This is a genomic window from Chitinophagales bacterium (assembly GCA_040877935.1).
GTDB lineage: Bacteria > Bacteroidota > Bacteroidia > Chitinophagales > CAIOSU01 > JBBDNB01.
Genome location: JBBDNB010000008.1, coordinates 1 through 18,157 on the forward strand (window position 1 = coordinate 1; position 18,157 = coordinate 18,157).

Below are 18,157 nucleotides of genomic sequence, written 5' to 3' on the forward strand. Positions count from 1 at the left end.
ACCCTTTGGGACGTTCACTTTAATGAACTATATTTACCATTCAAGGCGCACACATCACCTATACGCAAGCAGGGGTTTTGTGCTTCGTATGACAGATTTTCGTAAATTTGAAGTTCGGTTCTTCGTATGAAGTTCAGTGGTTAAAATCCCTGCCTGCGTATAGCTGAAAACCGTTGTATTTAATAGCCGCCCGGACACTGTAGTGCTTCTAATCGGGTGACGAAAAAGAAAAAATAAAAAGAGAAAAGGGACGTACTCCGTTGACAAGGACGGTGCTGACAGAAAGGACAGAGGTTCTTTGAAATACCGGTGGACAAAAAGAAAAAGGCCAACCTGCCTTTGCCGAAACGGCTACGTGCAGGCAGGCGCGCAGGAGGTTTTTATTTGATTTTCTGCCCACACACGGCAAGCACATTTACAAAGCCCCGCAAGGCCGACCCGCCAGCCAAAGCTTTGCAAAAGAGCTTGCCCTCCAGCCCGCAGACTACGACTTTGATGATCTCTTTCGTGTAGGATAAACGTGTTGTTTCTCTTTAAACTCGGAGATTTCATCTTTCAGTTTCTTATTGGCGTTGTGCAGCAACTCATTTTGAACCTTCATGATGTTTAAGAGATCGTGCATGGCATTGAGATTTTCCAGTTGAGTGTAAACAATCTGTTCAAGGTCGGCTTTTGTGTATGTTCTGTTTATGTTAAAAGTTTTAATAGTATTCTTTAGAAATTCTAAATAAATCTATACATTATCTATCGAAATTCAAAATGAAACTCTAGATATTCTATATTTTTCTTTCTAAAAGGTATATTTACCTCAACAAAATCGAAAGATTTATGACATCTTTAGGACTGTATTTGACCAAAAAATCCGTAAACAGAGCAATGGTTTCCAGACGAACAGGGATCAGTCAGGCACGACTGTCTCAATTGAGTTCAAATGAATCAACCAAGCTCCGTGCAGGTGAATTATACTTGATTGCTTTGGCTATTGACATTGATCCGGGAGAGATGCTTAAAGAGATATTCAAAGAATTGAAATTGGAAGACGAAAAGTAAAAGGTGATTACAAAAGTTCCACTAAAATAACTATGCCCGAATCCCACAACATAGAATACAAAGCCAACTGGCGGGATGAATATCTCAAATGGATCTGCGGCTTTGCGAATGCCAGCGGTGGCAAGCTGTATATCGGCATTGACGATAAAGGCAAGGTTACGGGCATTGACAATCACAACAAGTTACTGGAAGATTTGCCCAACAAGTTCCGGGATATTCTGGGCGTGTATGCGGAAGTGAACTTGAAAGAGAAAAAGGGTAAACACTATCTTGAAATCATTGTTCCCCGGTATGATGTGCCTATTTCCGTGAGAGGCAAATATTATGTCCGTACCGGAAGTACTTTGCAGGAACTGAAAGGTCCGGCATTGAATGAGTTTATCCTGAAGCGTACCGGAAAGACCTGGGATGATATTCCTGAACAAAGAGCTTCCATCAATGACATTGATGAATCAAGCATTAAGCAATTTTTGAAAGATGCAAGGATCGTTAAACGGATCAATGTTGAGGACAATATCAGCATTTCGGACTTGCTTGAAAAACTACGTCTGCTCGAAGATGGACATTTGAAAAGAGCTGCCATTGTCTTATTTGGAAAAGACCCCGGAAAATTCTACCCGAACATGGCGGTTAAGATCGGTAAATTCGGAGAAACTGATGCCGACCTGAAATTTCATGAGGTAATAGAAGGCAATCTGATACAGCTTAAGGACGGGATTGGAGAAATGCTAAACGCCAAGTTTTTCATTCACCCGATTGACTTTATGGGTATGCAACGGGTAGAACGAGATGAATACCCTGTAGATGCTGTCCGTGAAATGATCCTCAATGCATTGGTGCACCGGAATTACATGGGAGCCCCGACACAAATCCGTTTGTATGAAGACAATTTCAGTGTTTGGAATGATGGCGGTTTGCCCGAAGGAATTTCCGAAGAAGATTTAAAGAAAGTACACCGATCGAAACCGAGAAATCCACTGCTTGCAGATGTATGTTTCAAAGCTGGTTATATTGATTCATGGGGTCGGGGAACCATAAAAATCATTGAAGCTTGCAAAGAGGCCGGGTTGCCAGAACCAGTTTTGAAGGATGAGCAAGGAGGTTTCCTGAGTAAGGTATTCAAGAGTACGGAGAAGGTACGGAGAAAGTACGGAGAAGGTACGGAGAAAACGGAGGATACTTTAACCTCATTACAGGATAAGTACGGGATAAATGTGGAAGAATTACGGGATAAACACAAGGATCGTCTGGAGGGGGTTCGGAGAAAGTTCGGAGAAAAGTTCGGAGAAAGTTCGGAGAAAATAATTCTCTTGATGCTCGAAGACAAAAATATTACAACCTCGGAGATGGCAGAAATTGTCCACGTAACTACCAGAGCCATTGAAAAACAAATTTCAAAACTTAAAGATAAAGGTATTATAGAAAGGATTGGACCAGATAAAGGTGGGCATTGGAAAATAAGCGTTTGAGAAAAAAGATGACAGAATATGCATCAATATTCAGAAAAAGAAAAACTGAATTTGTTCAAAAGCCTCTTCAAAGGCAGGGAGGATGTCTTTGCCATTCGTTGGGAGAAGCGTGCCCAAACTTCTGGCGGGGGGAATAAAAGCGGATACATGCCCGCTTATCATTATGACCCATACATGTACCGGCTCCACAAAATGAAAGGCGGTACCTTCAAAGACTACAAAGACAAAACCTACCTCCCACTTACTGATCAGCAACTTCTAAAGCATTTCAATGGTGAAAAATTAATCGGTATCTATCCATTGTTGCAGGACAACACTTCCTGGTTTATTGCAGCAGACTTTGATAAAGAGAAATGGGCGGACGAATGCCGTACTTTTCTCAATATCTGTAAAGAACACGGCATTCCTGCTTATCTGGAACGCTCCCGTTCCGGCAAAGGAGGTCATGTCTGGATATTTTTCGACCAACCCTATCCGGCCATCAGAAGCCGTAAGATTTTAATCAATCTTTTGGAACAGACGGATATTTTCTCCGTGTTTGATAAGAGTTCCAGTTTCGACCGGCTTTTCCCCAATCAGGATTTCCATTCGGGCCTTCGCCTGCAGAAGGGCTACGGCCCGCAGGCAGGGAAAGGGATTGGGTAATTTAATTGCCCTGCCTCTCTATAAACCGACTTTGGAAGAAGAGAACAGTTGCTTTGTGGACGAACAATTGAACGCATATCCGGATCAGTGGACATTCCTGTCATCTATTCAAAAAGTATCCACATCCCATCTTGACGCAATCTTTAATACGCTCCAACCGGACAAAGTTTCGGTATCACCAAATATAAATTCAGAGAGACTCCACATACAATTAAATAGTGTAGTCCGTCTTAACCGATCGGGCATGACACCCGAATTGATCAATTTTCTGAAAGAGGAACTGAATTTTGCGAACTCAGAATATTTCATCAAAAAGAAATCTGGCAGGAACACTTGGGGAACCGAGCGGTATTTCCGCTTCATCGAAGAAACAGAACATGAAGTAATTATTCCGAGGGGCTTTATTGGAAGATTGATCAGGTACTGCAAGCAGCAAGACATTGATTTTGAGTTTCAGGATGAAAGAAAAAAGCATACCCTTCGGGAAGCCTACACACTGACCCAAGCTTGGCGGCAGCGTGTGTCTGCCCAACCCTGAAACAATAGAAGAAAATCAAATGCGAAGCATTCACGAACACCTTTGAAAATCAACAATGGAGTGAGTAAATAAAAACCCCTCCCTCCCTGACAAAAAAGAAGGACAAAGTTGTTCTAATAAACATTGGGGGAATGGGGGCTACAGTAGCTAATCGAGTAGCCCGACCTGAGCCAAAAGGCTCAGGTTGAGGCTCTCACATCCAAGATGCTGACATTTATCGTCAGTACCACCAAGCGTACGGTTCACGCCTGCCTGCCGAAACGGCTACGGCAAAGGCAGGTACTTGGCGGTTTTTTGAATGACTTGTCGGGTGGTCTCACAATCCTAGATGCAGGCTTAGCGTCTGTACCACCCTTTGGGACGTTCATTTTAATGAACTATATTTACCAATTAAGGCGCACATATTTTGAATAAATAATGGCAGGGCGAATTGTATCTAGGTTTTACGGGAAAGTGATACTCAATCTGCCAGCAATCGTACAATTTACCGTTTGTAGCCAATCCCAAAAAAGAACCGTTTCAGCAAGACAATGACTGACAATGGAGTTAACGAAGCAACAATATGACATAATCAACTCGACAGGTAACATTAAGGTCAATGCTGTTGCCGGATCTGGAAAAACCACGACCATCATTGAATATGCAAAAGCAAGACCCGAGAGCAGTAAAATACTTTACCTGGCCTTCAACAAATCTGTTAAGCTATAAGCAATAAAAAAGTTTTCAGAAAAGGGTTTAAAGAATGTGAAAGTTGAAACCGCTCATTCGCTTGCATACAAGCACATCGTCTTTCAAAACAACTATAAAGTAAGACCACAAGGCTACAAGATTTATGAAATTGCAGAGCTGCTTGGACTTGAAGGAAATGGAGAAAAACATGCAGAATACATTGTGGCAAATCACATTAGTAAATTCATTTCGTACTTCTGTAACAGCGACAAGGCAAGAGTTCAAGATCTTAACTATTTAGAAATAGTATCAGACCCCAAAGCAAAAACATTCGTTTCAACATTTTACAATTACATAAAAAGGAAGACAAGACTGCTCTTGAGTAAAATGGACAAAGGTGAAATTGAGATCACCCACGATTTCTATCTCAAAAAGTTTCAGCTTGTAAGCCCAAAACTCAAATACGACTACATACTTTTTGACGAAGGACAGGATGCTTCTGCCGCAATGCTGGATGTTTTTTTCAAGCAAAAGGCAACAAAAGTAATTGTTGGAGATACGCACCAACAAATATACGGATGGCGTTTTGCTGTAAACTCTCTTGAAAAAGCAGACTTCAAAACCTACAATCTATCAACAAGTTTCAGGTTCAGTCAAGATATAGCCAATTTGGCAATGGGCGTTTTAAAATTGAAGAAGATAATTGAAATAGAAGCACCTTTTCAAATTGCTGGCAAAGGAACCACCAAGAAAATCAAATCAAAAGCTGTTATCGCCCGAACCAATTTAGGGCTCTTGTTGAAAGCAATAGAGTATGTAACAGAAAAGAAAAAAGTAAAGAACATTTATTTTGAAGGCAACATAAATTCCTACACCTATGCAGATGAAGGTGCTTCGCTTTATGATGTACTGAGCCTCTACAACAAGAAGAGAAGGTTGATAAAAGACAAGCTCATCAAAGAAATGAGGAGCATGGAAGAACTTGAGGAATACATTGAAAAAACAGAAGATGTCCAGCTTGGGATGATGGTAGAAATCGTAAGGGAATACGAAAACAAAATTCCAAATATTATAAAGGCCATTAAGGAGAAGCATATTGACAATGACGACAAAGAAAATGCGGAGATGGTCTTTTCAACTGTTCACCGTTGCAAAGGAATGGAATATGACACCATTCAAATTGTGAACGACTTCATTACAAAAGAGAAATTAGAAAAGCTTGCGAATGAAATCCAAAAAGATGAGCTTAATATTGGGAAACTGAATGAAGAAATCAACCTCTTGTATGTAGCAATTACAAGGACTAAAAGCAGCATTTATATTCCTGAAACTTTAATGCCTCCAGAGCTTCCTTCATCAAAGCAAATCCATATAATACGAGTGGCCAAGGAAAAGGAAAATAAGGAAGCTACAACTCAAAAGCCAACATTAAAAGTGAATACCGAAACTGACGGAAAGGAGAAAGCATATTCCGTTGATGAACTTAGAACAAAACACAAAGATGCCTACAAACCTTGGGCAGAAGAGCTTGACAATGAACTAACCATAATGTATTGCGAAGGTGTAAATGTGAAAGACTTGGCAAAACACTTCGGAAGAACAAAAGGAGCAATTCGTTCGAGAATTAAAAAATTAGAACTTAAAGAGCTTTACGGGTAATAGAATAAAAAGCACATGGCTGCAATCGAGCCTGCTCTGCCAAAGATAACTGACGAGGAAAGTCCCTCAAGTCCAAGATGCTGACATTTATCGTCAGTACAAACACCTGTAAACTTTGGGAAATCATTTAGTAGAGATAACACAAAAAAGTACCTCCCCCTGTTTTCACACTGGCTCCTTATTCGGCAGGCTTCCAGCGAATGGTGACCTCTTGCTTACCCCATTCTCGGGCTTTAGATACATCCGCACCCATATAGATATCGATTTTTTTAGTCCATCTGCGATTCATTTTATCCAGCACTTTGTATTTCCCTTCCAGTCCATTAATGGTGACTTCCATATTGTGATAAAATCCTGAATCAATCAGATCTCTGGAAATCGCAATGGCCTTCATACCGGCCTTCAGGGTATCACCCCATGCAGTGATGACCGGATCATTGGCTGTTTGTGCTTTTACTGAATTGTAAGCAGTAGCCGTTACTTCCATGGATCGAGTTTCAGGGCTGCTGCAGGCGCTGAACAAGACTAATATTGTGAAAGAAAGGAAATAGATAATTTTAGTTGAATGGTACATATATTTTTTAAACAACTGACACCGGAAAATGTTAACTGAAGACTCTATCAGCCCTACCAACAGGCAGTTTATATATAGCGAAGGCGTGCCTACTAAATTGGAACCCTGGCAAAAAGCATCAGCCATCTTTTAGACTTTCAATCCTTAAAGGTTTCGGAAACCTTCAAGGATTTCATAAGCCAACAGAGATCAAAAGCCAAAAAGACGAACCCGTAGATTCACATTTTGCAGTGGTAATGAAGTAAAATGGCCGCCATGCAATCTCTGACTTTTGCCTTTACCACACAATATTTCTATTTTCGACTAAAATAGAATTCATGTCAGTACACAAGAATGTAAAAAGAGTCACCACCCACACCGTTCAGGAAATGAAAAGCAATGGCGAAAAAATTGCCATGCTTACCTCCTATGATTTTTCACTGGCGAAAATTGTAGATGCAGCAGGCATAGACATTATTCTTGTGGGAGATTCTGCCTCCAATGTAATGGCTGGGCACGAAACCACACTGCCTATAACACTTGACCAAATGATCTATCACGCCTCTGCTGTGGTAAGAGGAGCCACAAGAGCACTGGTGGTTGTGGATTTGCCTTTTGGTTCTTACCAGGGCAACTCCAAACTGGCACTGGATTCGGCTATTCGCATTATGAAGGAATCGGGAGCTCATGCAGTAAAATTAGAGGGTGGAAAAGAAGTCAGGGAATCTGTCACCCGCATCCTGAGTGCCGGAATTCCTGTAATGGGGCATCTGGGATTGACCCCGCAATCCATTTATAAATTTGGCACCTACACCGTTCGTGCCAAAGAGGAAGAAGAAGCCGCCCGCCTGATTGAAGATGCCCGTTTGTTGGAAGAACTGGGTTGTTTTTCTCTGGTAGTGGAAAAGATTCCAGCCAAGCTTGGTGCCAAAGTCTCTAAATCAATTGACATACCTGTAATCGGGATTGGTGCAGGTGGAGATGTAGATGGACAGGTATTGGTGCTGCACGATATGCTGGGTATTACGCATGAGTTTAAACCCCGCTTTTTAAGAACCTACCTCAATCTTTTTGAAGATATCAAATCGGGTGTACAGAAATACATTGAAGATGTTCGATCAAGGGATTTCCCCAATGATAAGGAGCAGTATTAAATCCTAAATCCCAATATCCTGCTCAAAAGCACAATTCTCAATCAAAGCTTCTTTGCTAAGAATAACTTTTCCAGACTCAGCTTTAATTGACTCAATTACAATACCGCCCCACTGCGCATCACAATCATTGTATAAGCGGCCTCCATTTAAAAACAAAGTAGCTCCGCTGCCAATTTTCAATTGCGCATTTTCAGGCAAATGCACATTGCCCCGTATTTCCAAATAAGCATTTGACCCCAATATTAAATCAGCATGAAGCTGTCTATTTCCATACCAAATTAAAGTGTCTGCTTCCCTAATTTTGACTTTCATTGAGGGGTTGTAATCACACCAGTCTTCTTTTACAAATTTGCGCAACTGACTGTTATTCTTATAGATATTACTGTGAATACGGCCTATCTGACAAGGAGATAATGAACACTGACAATAATTATAGTCCATCATATTGTTTGAATATCCCCCAGGGCAATCGGGACGGGTATTGGGAGAATAACAATTGTCGTTTTTTGGAGTGTCATCGCAACCGTCATTTGCATTCCAGGTATGTGCCAAGCCAAAAGTATGTCCCAACTCATGAACAATAATGCCTATCATATCCCAACCGTTTTTTGCCCTTTTTCCTGACTTGTCATTTTTCATTACAGAATCTCTTGAAGTATGATAAGCCCCTGCTATTTTCAAATATTTAGAACTACCCACACCATTATGCTCAGCTTTATAAGTTGGTGATGCTATACTGTCGGGGTGGTGCTCCATTACAAAAATATTCAACACCTCGTTTTTATTTTTCCCATATTGATCATACACATAGGAAGAGAACAAATTTTTACCCGTGCCCTGCTTGTTAAAATAAGCTTTAGCAGCATCTTCTTCTTCATAAACTGCAATGCCATTATCTCCCTGAACAGTATTGTCCGGAGTAATTTCAAGTTTCAAATTGATAGGAAATACAGGCGTATTATTGCCTTTGGGCAAATGCATTTTTTGATTGTGATAAAACCTGAAATTAGCAGCAGCATTTAAGGTCTGGGCAAATTTTTCCGCAGCTTCCTGACTAAAGTATTCATTCTGAGAAGCCGCTTTAATAAAATTGTAACGCACTTTAATAATTCTTTGTGAAGTTGAATTTCGATATACTGTGTCGGGCAGATTATTTTGCCAGGAATAGAGGTTGGTGCGCGGTGCTGGAATTTGCTTTCGAATAATATATGGATCTTCCAGTGAAGAAATCAGGTAGCTTTTCAATTGGGGTGTACAAGAGAAAAGCAAAAACCAACAAAAACAAACATACTTTTGCATTTTAGATTTATTTCTTTGAAAAAAGAACTATAATTTTAGCATAAATTTTAACACAATGAAAAAAACTGCAAACTTATCTTTAGTGCTTTTAATCTTTTTGTCTGCATGCACCGGTCCAGACAGATCAAGTTCGCTTGAAAAAGTAAAGGAAGCCGAAAGCATGCTTTTTGACAAGAACGAATCATTTAAATTTGATGAGGCACTTGCACAATCTACAATAGATGCTTATGGTAATTTTGCGGAAAATTTCCCCAAAGATTCGCTGACTCCTAATATTCTTTTTAAGAAAGCCGATCTACACCGGGCTATGAAGGATTATGAAGTGGCTATGGATATTTATAAAAAAATTGAAAACGATTATTCAGATCATAATAAAGCTCCACACAGTTTGTTTTTACAGGGATTTGTTTATGAAAATGAAATTGGCGACATGGAAAAAGCTGCCGAGCGCTACCAGGCATTTCTCGAAAAATACCCCAATCACGATTTGTCCGATGATGTAAAATTTTCTTTAGACAACCTTGGAAAATCACCTGAAGACATCATCAAGGAATTCAATAAAAAGCAAAATGCTGCTGCCATTCAAGATTCTGTCTTATAATTTATAAAACTTCAAAAAAGTATTTGCTGGGGTTCTTAAATTAATTTTCAGCTCCTGAGTTTTTAATCAAAAGCAGAAAACTTTTCAGAGATTGTTATTTGCAATAGCCCTCAAGCCAATTAATTTGTATCTTTGTGAAGGATACAAAATCGCATAAAATCAATTTCCCATGAGCAAGTATATTTTTGTAACCGGTGGCGTAACATCATCTCTTGGGAAAGGTATCTTCGCTGCTTCCCTCGGTAAATTATTGCAAGCCAGGGGATTAAAAGTAACCATACAAAAATTCGATCCATATATTAATGTAGATCCAGGCACCCTGAATCCCTATGAACATGGGGAATGCTATGTGACTGAAGATGGTGCCGAAACAGATTTGGATCTCGGGCATTACGAACGCTTTCTGAATATTCAAACATCTCAAGCCAATAATGTAACAACCGGCAGGGTCTATCAACATGTAATCAATAAAGAAAGAGAAGGCGCTTACCTCGGTAAAACCGTACAAATTATCCCCCATATTACTGATGAGATCAAAAGACGTATGATGCTTTTGGGGAAAAATGACGAATATGATGTTATCATAACCGAATTAGGAGGCACAGTAGGCGATATTGAATCCTTGCCTTATGTTGAATCACTCAGGCAATTGCGCTGGGAATTGGGTATGAAAGACTGCTTGGTCATTCACCTCACCCTTATCCCCTACTTAAGTGCAGCAAAAGAATTAAAAACAAAACCTACACAACACTCTGTCAAAGAATTATTAAAAGACGGGGTGCAACCTGATATTCTGGTTTGCAGAACAGAACATGAGCTCACTTATGAGATTCGTTCCAAGCTGGCTAAATTCTGTAATGTCCATATTGAATCTGTCATTCAGGCAATTGATTGCGATACTATTTATCAGGTGCCTCTTGAAATGCAAAAAGAAAATCTTGACTCTATAGTTCTTTCAAAATTACAAATCCCTATAGAAAACGAGCCAAACCTTGATAAGTGGAAGCAATTTCTCAAGAAACTGAAACACCCTAAAACATCGATAAATATTGGTCTTATAGGTAAATATGTAGAACTTCAGGATGCCTATAAATCTATTTTGGAATCTTTTGTTCATGCAGAAGCAGAAAATGAATGTTCCATACATATTGAAAGCATACATTCAGAAGACCTTTCTCCAGGTAATCTGAAAGCTTCTCTTGGTCATTTAGATGGTATTTTGGTAGCACCTGGTTTTGGAAATCGTGGAATTGAAGGAAAGGTGCTTGCCATTCAATATGTCAGGGAAAACAATATTCCATTTTTCGGAATTTGTCTAGGTATGCAATGTGCCGTAGTGGAATATGCTCGAAATGTACTAAAATTAGAAGACGCCAATTCATTTGAAATGGATGAAAAGTGTAAGACCCCTGTAATTCACCTGATGGAAGACCAAAAGAATATAATAAATAAAGGCGGCACCATGCGTCTTGGGGCATTCAATTGCAAAGTTACACCCGGTACAAAAACTTTTGAAGCTTACAAAAGTGAAAACATCAGTGAAAGGCACAGGCATCGCTTTGAATTCAACAACATGTACTTAAGTCAATTTGAAAAAAAGGGAATGCTTCCTGTAGGTGTGAATCCTGAAACAAATTTGGTGGAAATTGTAGAATTAAAAGAACATCCCTGGTTCATCGGTGTGCAATTTCACCCTGAGCTCAAAAGCAATGTAGCCACTCCTCATCCACTTTTTGTAAAATTTGTGCAAGCGGCCATCGCCTGTAAAAATGCTAAAGCTGAAGACAAATTGGATAGCAGCAATAAAAAAAATGTGGTTTCTTATTCTTAATTTTGCCCGCCACAAAGGCATTTAATGGATAGAAATACAGTTACAGGTTTTTTGTTGATAGGTTTAATTCTCATTGCTTATACCTATTACAACCAACAGCAGGTTCAGGAACAGGTAGAAAAAGATAAACTTGAAAAAACAACTTCTCCAGTTGAAACAGATAAGAGTTCCGCATATTTAGATTCAGTAGATTCTGAAAAAGACACTTATTCTGAAAGCGAAGAAGCCCCCCATACTGTAATCAGGGATGATGAATCAACAGTCACTGAAAGCCAAGCCAACAAGTACGGGGTATTTGCTCCATTTGCCAGCGGCACACAAAAAGATATTGAAATTGAAACTGACGAGCTGATCGTAAGGCTCAGCTCAAAAGGCGGAAGCATTAAATATGTAGAGCTGAAAAACTTTGACACCTATGATGAGCAGCCTTTAATTCTCGCGAGCAAAGAACAAATCAATAAGAACCTGCATTTCTTTCTCAACAATAACAAAGAGATCAATACCCGGGAGCTTTATTTTGAAAGTAGTTCCGGCAATCGCAAGATCAGCGGATCTGAGACAGCAACATTGCGCTTTAAAATAGAAATTGAGCCCGGTCGCTTTATTGAGCAGGTTTATACATTTAAAGGCGATGATTACCGCATCGATTACCAGGTCAATCTTGAAGGCATGGGTGGATTGATTGCCAATAATGCTCGCCATATCAATTTATTCTGGAAGCAGGATATTGCCCAATTAGAGAAAAGCCGGAGTACAGAAGACCGCTACAGTTATGTGTTTTACAAGATGAAAGATGGTAGTTTAGAAAGTCTATCGGAAACCTCTGATGACAATACCTCTGTCAATGAATCCATCGAATGGATCTCTTTTAAACAACAATTTTTTAACAGTACGCTGATCAGCGAAAAAGGATTTTTCAATGCCACTTTAAAATCAGATAGAAAAGAAGAAGAGACCGACCCCTTGCTGAAAACCATGCAGGCCTCACTTACCTTGCCTTTTGAAGGCACAGGCAAACAATCTTTTAATCTGACATACCTCTATAGTCCAAATGATTTTAAACTGCTGAAAAAATATGGCAATGACCTGGAAGAGATTGTGCAGCTCGGGCCTAATTTTTCGCTTTTCGCATGGATTGGGCTTGTCAATCGCTATACCATTATTCCAATTTTCGATTTCCTCGGTAGATTCATCGGCAATTATGGACTGATCATTTTCCTGCTCACCCTTTTGATTAAAATGGTGCTATTCCCGCTGACTTATAAATCCTATAAGTCAATGGCTATGATGAAAGTACTAAAGCCGGAATTAGATGAATTAAAAGAAAAATACAAAAATGACCAGCAAAGGCAAGGTACTGAACAATGGAAATTGTATCAAAAAGCAGGGGTGTCTCCGTTGGGTGGTTGTTTGCCAATGGTATTACAAATGCCTTTTCTTATTGGCATGTACTATTTCTTTCCTTCTTCCATAGAATTAAGGCATGAAGCGTTCCTTTGGGCAAGTGATCTCTCCACATATGACTCTATTTACGATCTGCCATTTAACATCCCATTTTACGGTGACCACGTAAGTTTATTCACCTTACTGATGACTGTTACCTCTATTCTCTATGCCGTATCCAATGCCCAAATGTCGGCAGGAGGAAACAATATGCCGGGCATGAAATATATGCCCTATATCTTCCCTGTAATGCTTCTTGGGATTTTCAATAATTTCCCTGCTGCATTGACTTATTACTACTTTCTTTCCAACCTGATCAGCTATGCACAACAGTATTTTATCAAAAAATTTGTGATAGATGACGATAAATTGCTGGAACAGATTAAGAAAAACAAAAAGAAACCTGTAAAGAAGAATACCTTTCAGAAGAAATTAGAAGAAATGGCCAAACAACAGCAGCAAAAACAAAAAACAAAAAAGAAATAAAATTTCAGGACAGGTATTATAACACAAAACAAGTCCACTGGTCACAATGCAAAGCCCACATTTTGTTAAGTAAGTATGAAGCTGTATTTTTGGTACTTTCTATTTTTCCAATAAACACAAACAAAACAACTTTATGAAAAGCTTAAACTTAACATTGCTCTTAATCCTGAGCGGATTATTTGCTGTTTATGCTCAAAATTACGTAGCTGTTGGACTAAATTCGGAAAGACAATGTACTGATGACTTGAGCAATCAGACACTTGTTCCTTTTTCTGAAACTCATTTAGCCACACTTCAAAATTACCAGAGCAGTACTCAAAACAATAATGCTGGCTCAAGAGCTGTCACAACTGTACCTATTGGTACTGCGGGCAATCTATTCACAATTATTGATGGCACTGTAAACAGTCTGGCTGCAAATAATGATCTTGGTACTGTAGCTTTCATTCACAGAACTGACCCAAGTGTACATGCAGGTAATAATGTTGGACAATATCGCTACGATGTATCTGTTGACGAAGGTCAAACCTGGACAATTGATCATGGACTACTGAATCCTTCTGGAAATCAGCTGACACTTGCAGGAAGATTTCCTCAAGCTGTTATTCACAATCCACTTGGCAATACCAATTCTGATAATGCTTTCCTTTCGTATCAGGGAACATGGTTGCCTTTTGACCAAAATGGTACCTGGGACGGACTTTTTGGAGGAGTAGCAAGATTGGATAATGATCCGGCTACTTTTACTGAAAATGTTTACACTCCAAATAACAGCGATGTAAGTGTTGCTTCAGGACTTTGCAATGGCGTTCAAAATGTATTCTGGTCTGTTGCATTTGCCTCTGAAGAAGGCGCTGCATTTGATGCTGACAGTGTAATACTTTACAAAGGAACTTTTAACTCTGTCACAAATGATGTTGACTGGGCAGTAGATCGCTACTTTGTCCCCGGTTTTGATCAGGGTTTTGACGGAGATACATATGCCGCAGGGTTAAACATGGCTTTTGATCCAACTGGTCAATTTGGTTGGGTAGTTATGTTAAGTGATGTTACCCCTGGTGGAGTAAACACTCTAAATCCTGTAGTATATAAAACTGTAAATGGCGGCCAAAGTTGGACAGGTCCAGAAACAGTTGATTTGGCTGGTTTTCAATATGTAGTTGACAGTTTATCTCAACCCGGGGATGTTCCAACAACAGCTTTCGATTGCGATATTGTAGTTGACAAATATGGCAATCCGCATATAGCAGTTGTCGTTGGTTCATCTTCAGATTATGCAATCACCACCAATCAAGCGGGATCAAATGTTGGCATCTTAGCGCTTTACGATATTACTTTTAACAAAAACTCAAGCTGTGGTTGGGAAGCTGTATTTGTTGCTGATATGGAAACTTTCCGTGGACAAATCACTTCAGGAGTATCTGAAGACAACAGACCACAAGCTTCTTTAAGCCCCGATGGCTCTAAAGTGTTTATCAGCTGGTTAGATTCAGATCCACAATTTACAGGTGGATCAAATGAAATCCCTGATTTTCATGTAAGAGGATTTGATATTGACAATGGCCTCGCTACTACAATTGATAACTGGACAGAAGGTGACCCTATTTGGGGCGGTGGTGCTTTATTTGGCACTATGTCGCAAGATGCACTTGAAACAAATCCCAATACTTACAACCTACCGGTTGTTTTTACCAGGATAAACCCATCCGGAAGCGATGCCGATCCAGCTTCATTTCACTATGTTAAGGATATAATTTACACTGATGCAGACTTTATAATTGATTATAAAGCTCCTCAAATTACGATGAATGGCAGTAACCCTATGACTATAGTTTCAGGTGATCCATTTAATGATCCGGGAGTAACGGCTATTGACAATGAAGATGGGCCACTTAGCGGAGGAAGCATTACTACTATTGACAGTGTTGACAACAATACTGTTGGGAGTTATACTGTGACTTATTGGGCTGAAGATGCAGCAGGTAATGTTTCTTGTGAGCTTGTAAGAACAGTAAATGTTGAACCAGCTGCTGACAATACCCCACCAGTTATTACTTTAATAGGCAATGATACCATAACTGTTGAATCTTGTGAATTCTTTGTAGATCCGGGAGCTACTGCTTCAGATAATGTAGATGGAGATATCACAGCAAACATCCAAGTTACTTCAAATGTTGATACAGGTGTCGTAGGCACCTACACCATTGAATATGATGTGACAGATGGAGCAGGAAATGCTGCGACTACTGAAACTCGAGTAGTAGAAATAGTCACTTCACCACCAACAATTACACTTAACGGAGCTTCAACAATACAGACTGAAGTTTGTCTTGGTTTTAATGATCCGGGAGCTATAGCTACAGATGCTTGTGGCCCAATTACTGTTAATGTTACATCTGTTCCACCCTTTAATATTGATTCTTTAGGAACATATACATTTACTTATACTGCTGATGATGGAGTAAATCCTCCTGAAACAGAAACAAGAACAGTAGAAGTAACGGCTGATGCAACCGGTCCGGATTTCACTTTATTTGGTGACAATCCAGATTTGGCATACCTCGGTGAATCTTATAATGATCCGGGAGTTCTTGCAGAAGATTGTGTAGATGGTGCTTTAAGTGTTGATACTACAACTACTGCAAATACAACTGCCAGGGATACTGTAGATGTAGTTTATGAAGCTACTGATGGAAGTGGAAATACTTCTACAACTACCAGAACCGTATATGTAAATACTGAGCCCGATCCTGATTTCTCATTTCAACCAGAAGGATCACAAGTCGGAAGGATCGAATTTACGGATGAATCAAGGTATAATCCTACAAGTTGGGTATGGACCAGTGATGCGCCAAATTTTGGAACAAAAACCAATCAAAACCCAACTTTTAATTTTCCTGAAAACGGTATTTTTGAAGTTTGTTTAGAAGTTGGTAATGAATGGAACGCACGTTTTAATGTGCCTAAAAAACAGTTTTGCCAAGATGTAGAAATAGTAGGTGTTGGAATTAACGAAATTGAACTGAATGAAATTTTCAATCTTTATCCTAACCCGACTGAAGCCATTGTGAATATCAATTACTCCAGCTCTGAAATTAAAAACCTGAATATTTCAGTGTTCAATTTGGTTGGAAAAGAAATATTAAATCAAAACTTTAGTCAAGCACCAAGTGCTGCTAATATTGAACTTGATCTGTCCGGAAATGCTGATGGAATTTATTTAGTTCGCATTCAAACAGATAAAGGAGTAATCACAAAACGTGTAAACCTTTTCAATAAATAATATCAAAGCTGCTTGAATTTAAAAAGGGCTGTCTCAGTTTGAGGCAGCCCTTTTCATTTGCTTATTTTTTTATTTTGTCATTTATATGTTTACCCTTTATAGCCAAGCCTTCTTGTATGCATGTTGATATTTATATCCATACTGGTTTAGGATTATAAATTTCAATTTGATATTTTAGAAGAGATGAAGATTTCTCGAAAGGCATTTTTAAGAACAGGTATATTTGCTTCTGCCGCATTTGGCTTGAGCAGATTAAACACACTTAGTGCTCCCGCATCCTTTCCTGCTCTGAATTTATCCAATTCAGTAACCGATGCCAATGACGAGTCGTTTTGGAAAGAAATTCGCGCGCAGTTTTGCACATCTACCAACCTTATTAACCTGAATAATGCCGCTTTAAGCCCACAACCAGTTGTAGTCCAACAAGAGCATTACAGAAATGATCAGTACAGCAATGAAGGCCCAAGCTATTTTATGTGGGAAAAACTTGACAGCCAGAGAGAAAACCTTAGGAATAAACTTGCAATAATTGCTGGTTGTGAAGCAAATGAAATAGCCATTAGCAGAAATGCTACTGAAGCATTGAACAGCATAATTTATGGTATTGATTTAAAAAGAGGGGATGAAGTAGTGCTCTCCGATATGGACTATCCATTTATGATAAATGCATGGAAGCAAAGAGCTCAGAGAGAAGGAATACAGCTCAAATTTGTAGCACTTAATAGCCCAGAAAAATCAGATAGGGATATTATAAAAAAGTATAAAACTGCCATCAGTCCAAATACCAAAGTGCTGCACCTAACCCACATGATCAATTGGAACGGGCAAATTCTTCCGGTAGAAAAGCTGGTGAAAATGGCACATAAATATGGATGCAAAGTAATTGTAGATGCGGCACACAGCTTTGGGCATCTGCCCCACAGCATTAGAAAGTTGAATGCTGATTATTATGCTGCATCACTTCACAAATGGATGTGTAGCCCTTTTGGCACAGGTCTCCTCCACATTAAAAAAGAAAATATTTCCAATACTTGGCCGCTGCACTCTGCTTATGATCCTAAAAGTGATGATATTAGAAAATTTGAATTCCTGGGCTCACGTTCATTTGCGGCAGAAATGACTATTGCCAAAGCACTTGAATTTCATGAACAAATTGGGACAGAAATAAAATACAAACGGCTTTCCCTGCTTAAAAATTACTGGATAGATCAAGTCAGCGATTTAAAGGACTTTGAATTGAAATCCCCAGCATGTTCCATGTATGAAGGGGGTGCTATTGCAGCATTCAGTTTAAAAAATGTTTCTGTCGACACCATAGTAGAGCAACTCATCAAAAAATATAAGATTCATGTTGGAAAAGTAAATCTGCCAAATTTGAAGGCTGTAAGAATCTCACCCCATATCTACACCAGCAAAAAGGAATTGGATATCTTAGCAAAAGCAATTAAAGAACTGCACGTTTAAACTATACGATTAG

The 18,157-nt window shown here is 39.3% G+C and carries 14 protein-coding genes; 12 read left to right on the top strand and 2 right to left on the bottom strand.

Annotation, left to right across the window (positions count from 1 at the left end; genetic code table 11):
• Nucleotides 1-828: 828 nt before the first annotated feature.
• The 6 genes from WD048_01660 (at nucleotide 829) to WD048_01685 (ending at nucleotide 6,030) form a co-directional block, all read left to right on the top strand.
• Entirely contained in the window at nucleotides 829-1,050 is a 222-nt protein-coding gene (locus WD048_01660) for a helix-turn-helix transcriptional regulator (GenBank protein MEX0810891.1), read from the top strand.
• Nucleotides 1,051-1,082: 32 nt separating this feature from the next.
• Complete coding sequence (locus WD048_01665) at nucleotides 1,083-2,519, top strand: ATP-binding protein (protein ID MEX0810892.1); 1,437 nt, start codon at nucleotides 1,083-1,085, stop codon at nucleotides 2,517-2,519.
• A gap of 18 nt (nucleotides 2,520-2,537) precedes the next feature.
• Nucleotides 2,538-3,164 (top strand): hypothetical protein, encoded by a 627-nt coding sequence (locus WD048_01670; protein ID MEX0810893.1) that lies wholly within the window; start codon nucleotides 2,538-2,540, stop codon nucleotides 3,162-3,164.
• A gap of 31 nt (nucleotides 3,165-3,195) precedes the next feature.
• Complete coding sequence (locus WD048_01675) at nucleotides 3,196-3,702, top strand: hypothetical protein (GenBank protein MEX0810894.1); 507 nt, start codon at nucleotides 3,196-3,198, stop codon at nucleotides 3,700-3,702.
• Between the two features lie 540 nt (nucleotides 3,703-4,242).
• Nucleotides 4,243-4,410 (top strand): hypothetical protein, encoded by a 168-nt coding sequence (locus tag WD048_01680; GenBank protein MEX0810895.1) that lies wholly within the window; start codon nucleotides 4,243-4,245, stop codon nucleotides 4,408-4,410.
• A gap of 3 nt (nucleotides 4,411-4,413) precedes the next feature.
• The gene (locus WD048_01685) at nucleotides 4,414-6,030 is read left to right on the top strand and encodes a UvrD-helicase domain-containing protein (GenBank protein ID MEX0810896.1); all 1,617 of its coding nucleotides are present in this window, start codon (nucleotides 4,414-4,416) and stop codon (nucleotides 6,028-6,030) included.
• A gap of 178 nt (nucleotides 6,031-6,208) precedes the next feature.
• On the opposite strand, the gene WD048_01690 is transcribed toward WD048_01685, so the two are convergent.
• Complete coding sequence (locus tag WD048_01690; GenBank protein ID MEX0810897.1) at nucleotides 6,209-6,517, bottom strand: hypothetical protein; 309 nt, start codon at nucleotides 6,515-6,517, stop codon at nucleotides 6,209-6,211.
• 404 nt (nucleotides 6,518-6,921) lie between these two features.
• Between WD048_01690 and panB the strand changes: the two genes are divergently transcribed.
• A complete protein-coding gene (gene panB / locus WD048_01695; protein ID MEX0810898.1) occupies nucleotides 6,922-7,737 on the top strand; it encodes a 3-methyl-2-oxobutanoate hydroxymethyltransferase in 816 nt (271 codons plus the stop codon).
• 3 nt (nucleotides 7,738-7,740) lie between these two features.
• Here the strand turns inward: panB and WD048_01700 are convergent, their stop codons facing one another.
• Complete coding sequence (locus WD048_01700) at nucleotides 7,741-9,036, bottom strand: reprolysin-like metallopeptidase (protein ID MEX0810899.1); 1,296 nt, start codon at nucleotides 9,034-9,036, stop codon at nucleotides 7,741-7,743.
• Between the two features lie 55 nt (nucleotides 9,037-9,091).
• Here WD048_01700 and WD048_01705 point away from each other — a divergent pair, with 55 nt between their 5' ends.
• The 5 genes from WD048_01705 (at nucleotide 9,092) to WD048_01725 (ending at nucleotide 18,144) form a co-directional block, all read left to right on the top strand.
• Nucleotides 9,092-9,637, top strand: a complete 546-nt coding sequence (locus tag WD048_01705; protein ID MEX0810900.1) for a tetratricopeptide repeat protein — start codon at nucleotides 9,092-9,094, stop codon at nucleotides 9,635-9,637.
• A gap of 169 nt (nucleotides 9,638-9,806) precedes the next feature.
• The gene (locus tag WD048_01710) at nucleotides 9,807-11,468 is read left to right on the top strand and encodes a CTP synthase (GenBank protein ID MEX0810901.1); all 1,662 of its coding nucleotides are present in this window, start codon (nucleotides 9,807-9,809) and stop codon (nucleotides 11,466-11,468) included.
• A 24-nt stretch (nucleotides 11,469-11,492) separates the two neighbouring features.
• On the top strand, nucleotides 11,493-13,397 hold the full coding sequence (gene yidC, locus WD048_01715) for a membrane protein insertase YidC (GenBank protein ID MEX0810902.1): 1,905 nt from the start codon (nucleotides 11,493-11,495) through the stop codon (nucleotides 13,395-13,397).
• Between the two features lie 133 nt (nucleotides 13,398-13,530).
• Nucleotides 13,531-16,680, top strand: a complete 3,150-nt coding sequence (locus WD048_01720; GenBank protein MEX0810903.1) for an immunoglobulin-like domain-containing protein — start codon at nucleotides 13,531-13,533, stop codon at nucleotides 16,678-16,680.
• Between the two features lie 183 nt (nucleotides 16,681-16,863).
• Nucleotides 16,864-18,144, top strand: coding sequence for an aminotransferase class V-fold PLP-dependent enzyme (locus WD048_01725; GenBank protein MEX0810904.1), 1,281 nt, complete (start codon nucleotides 16,864-16,866; stop codon nucleotides 18,142-18,144).
• The last annotated feature ends 13 nt before the right edge of the window (nucleotides 18,145-18,157 follow it).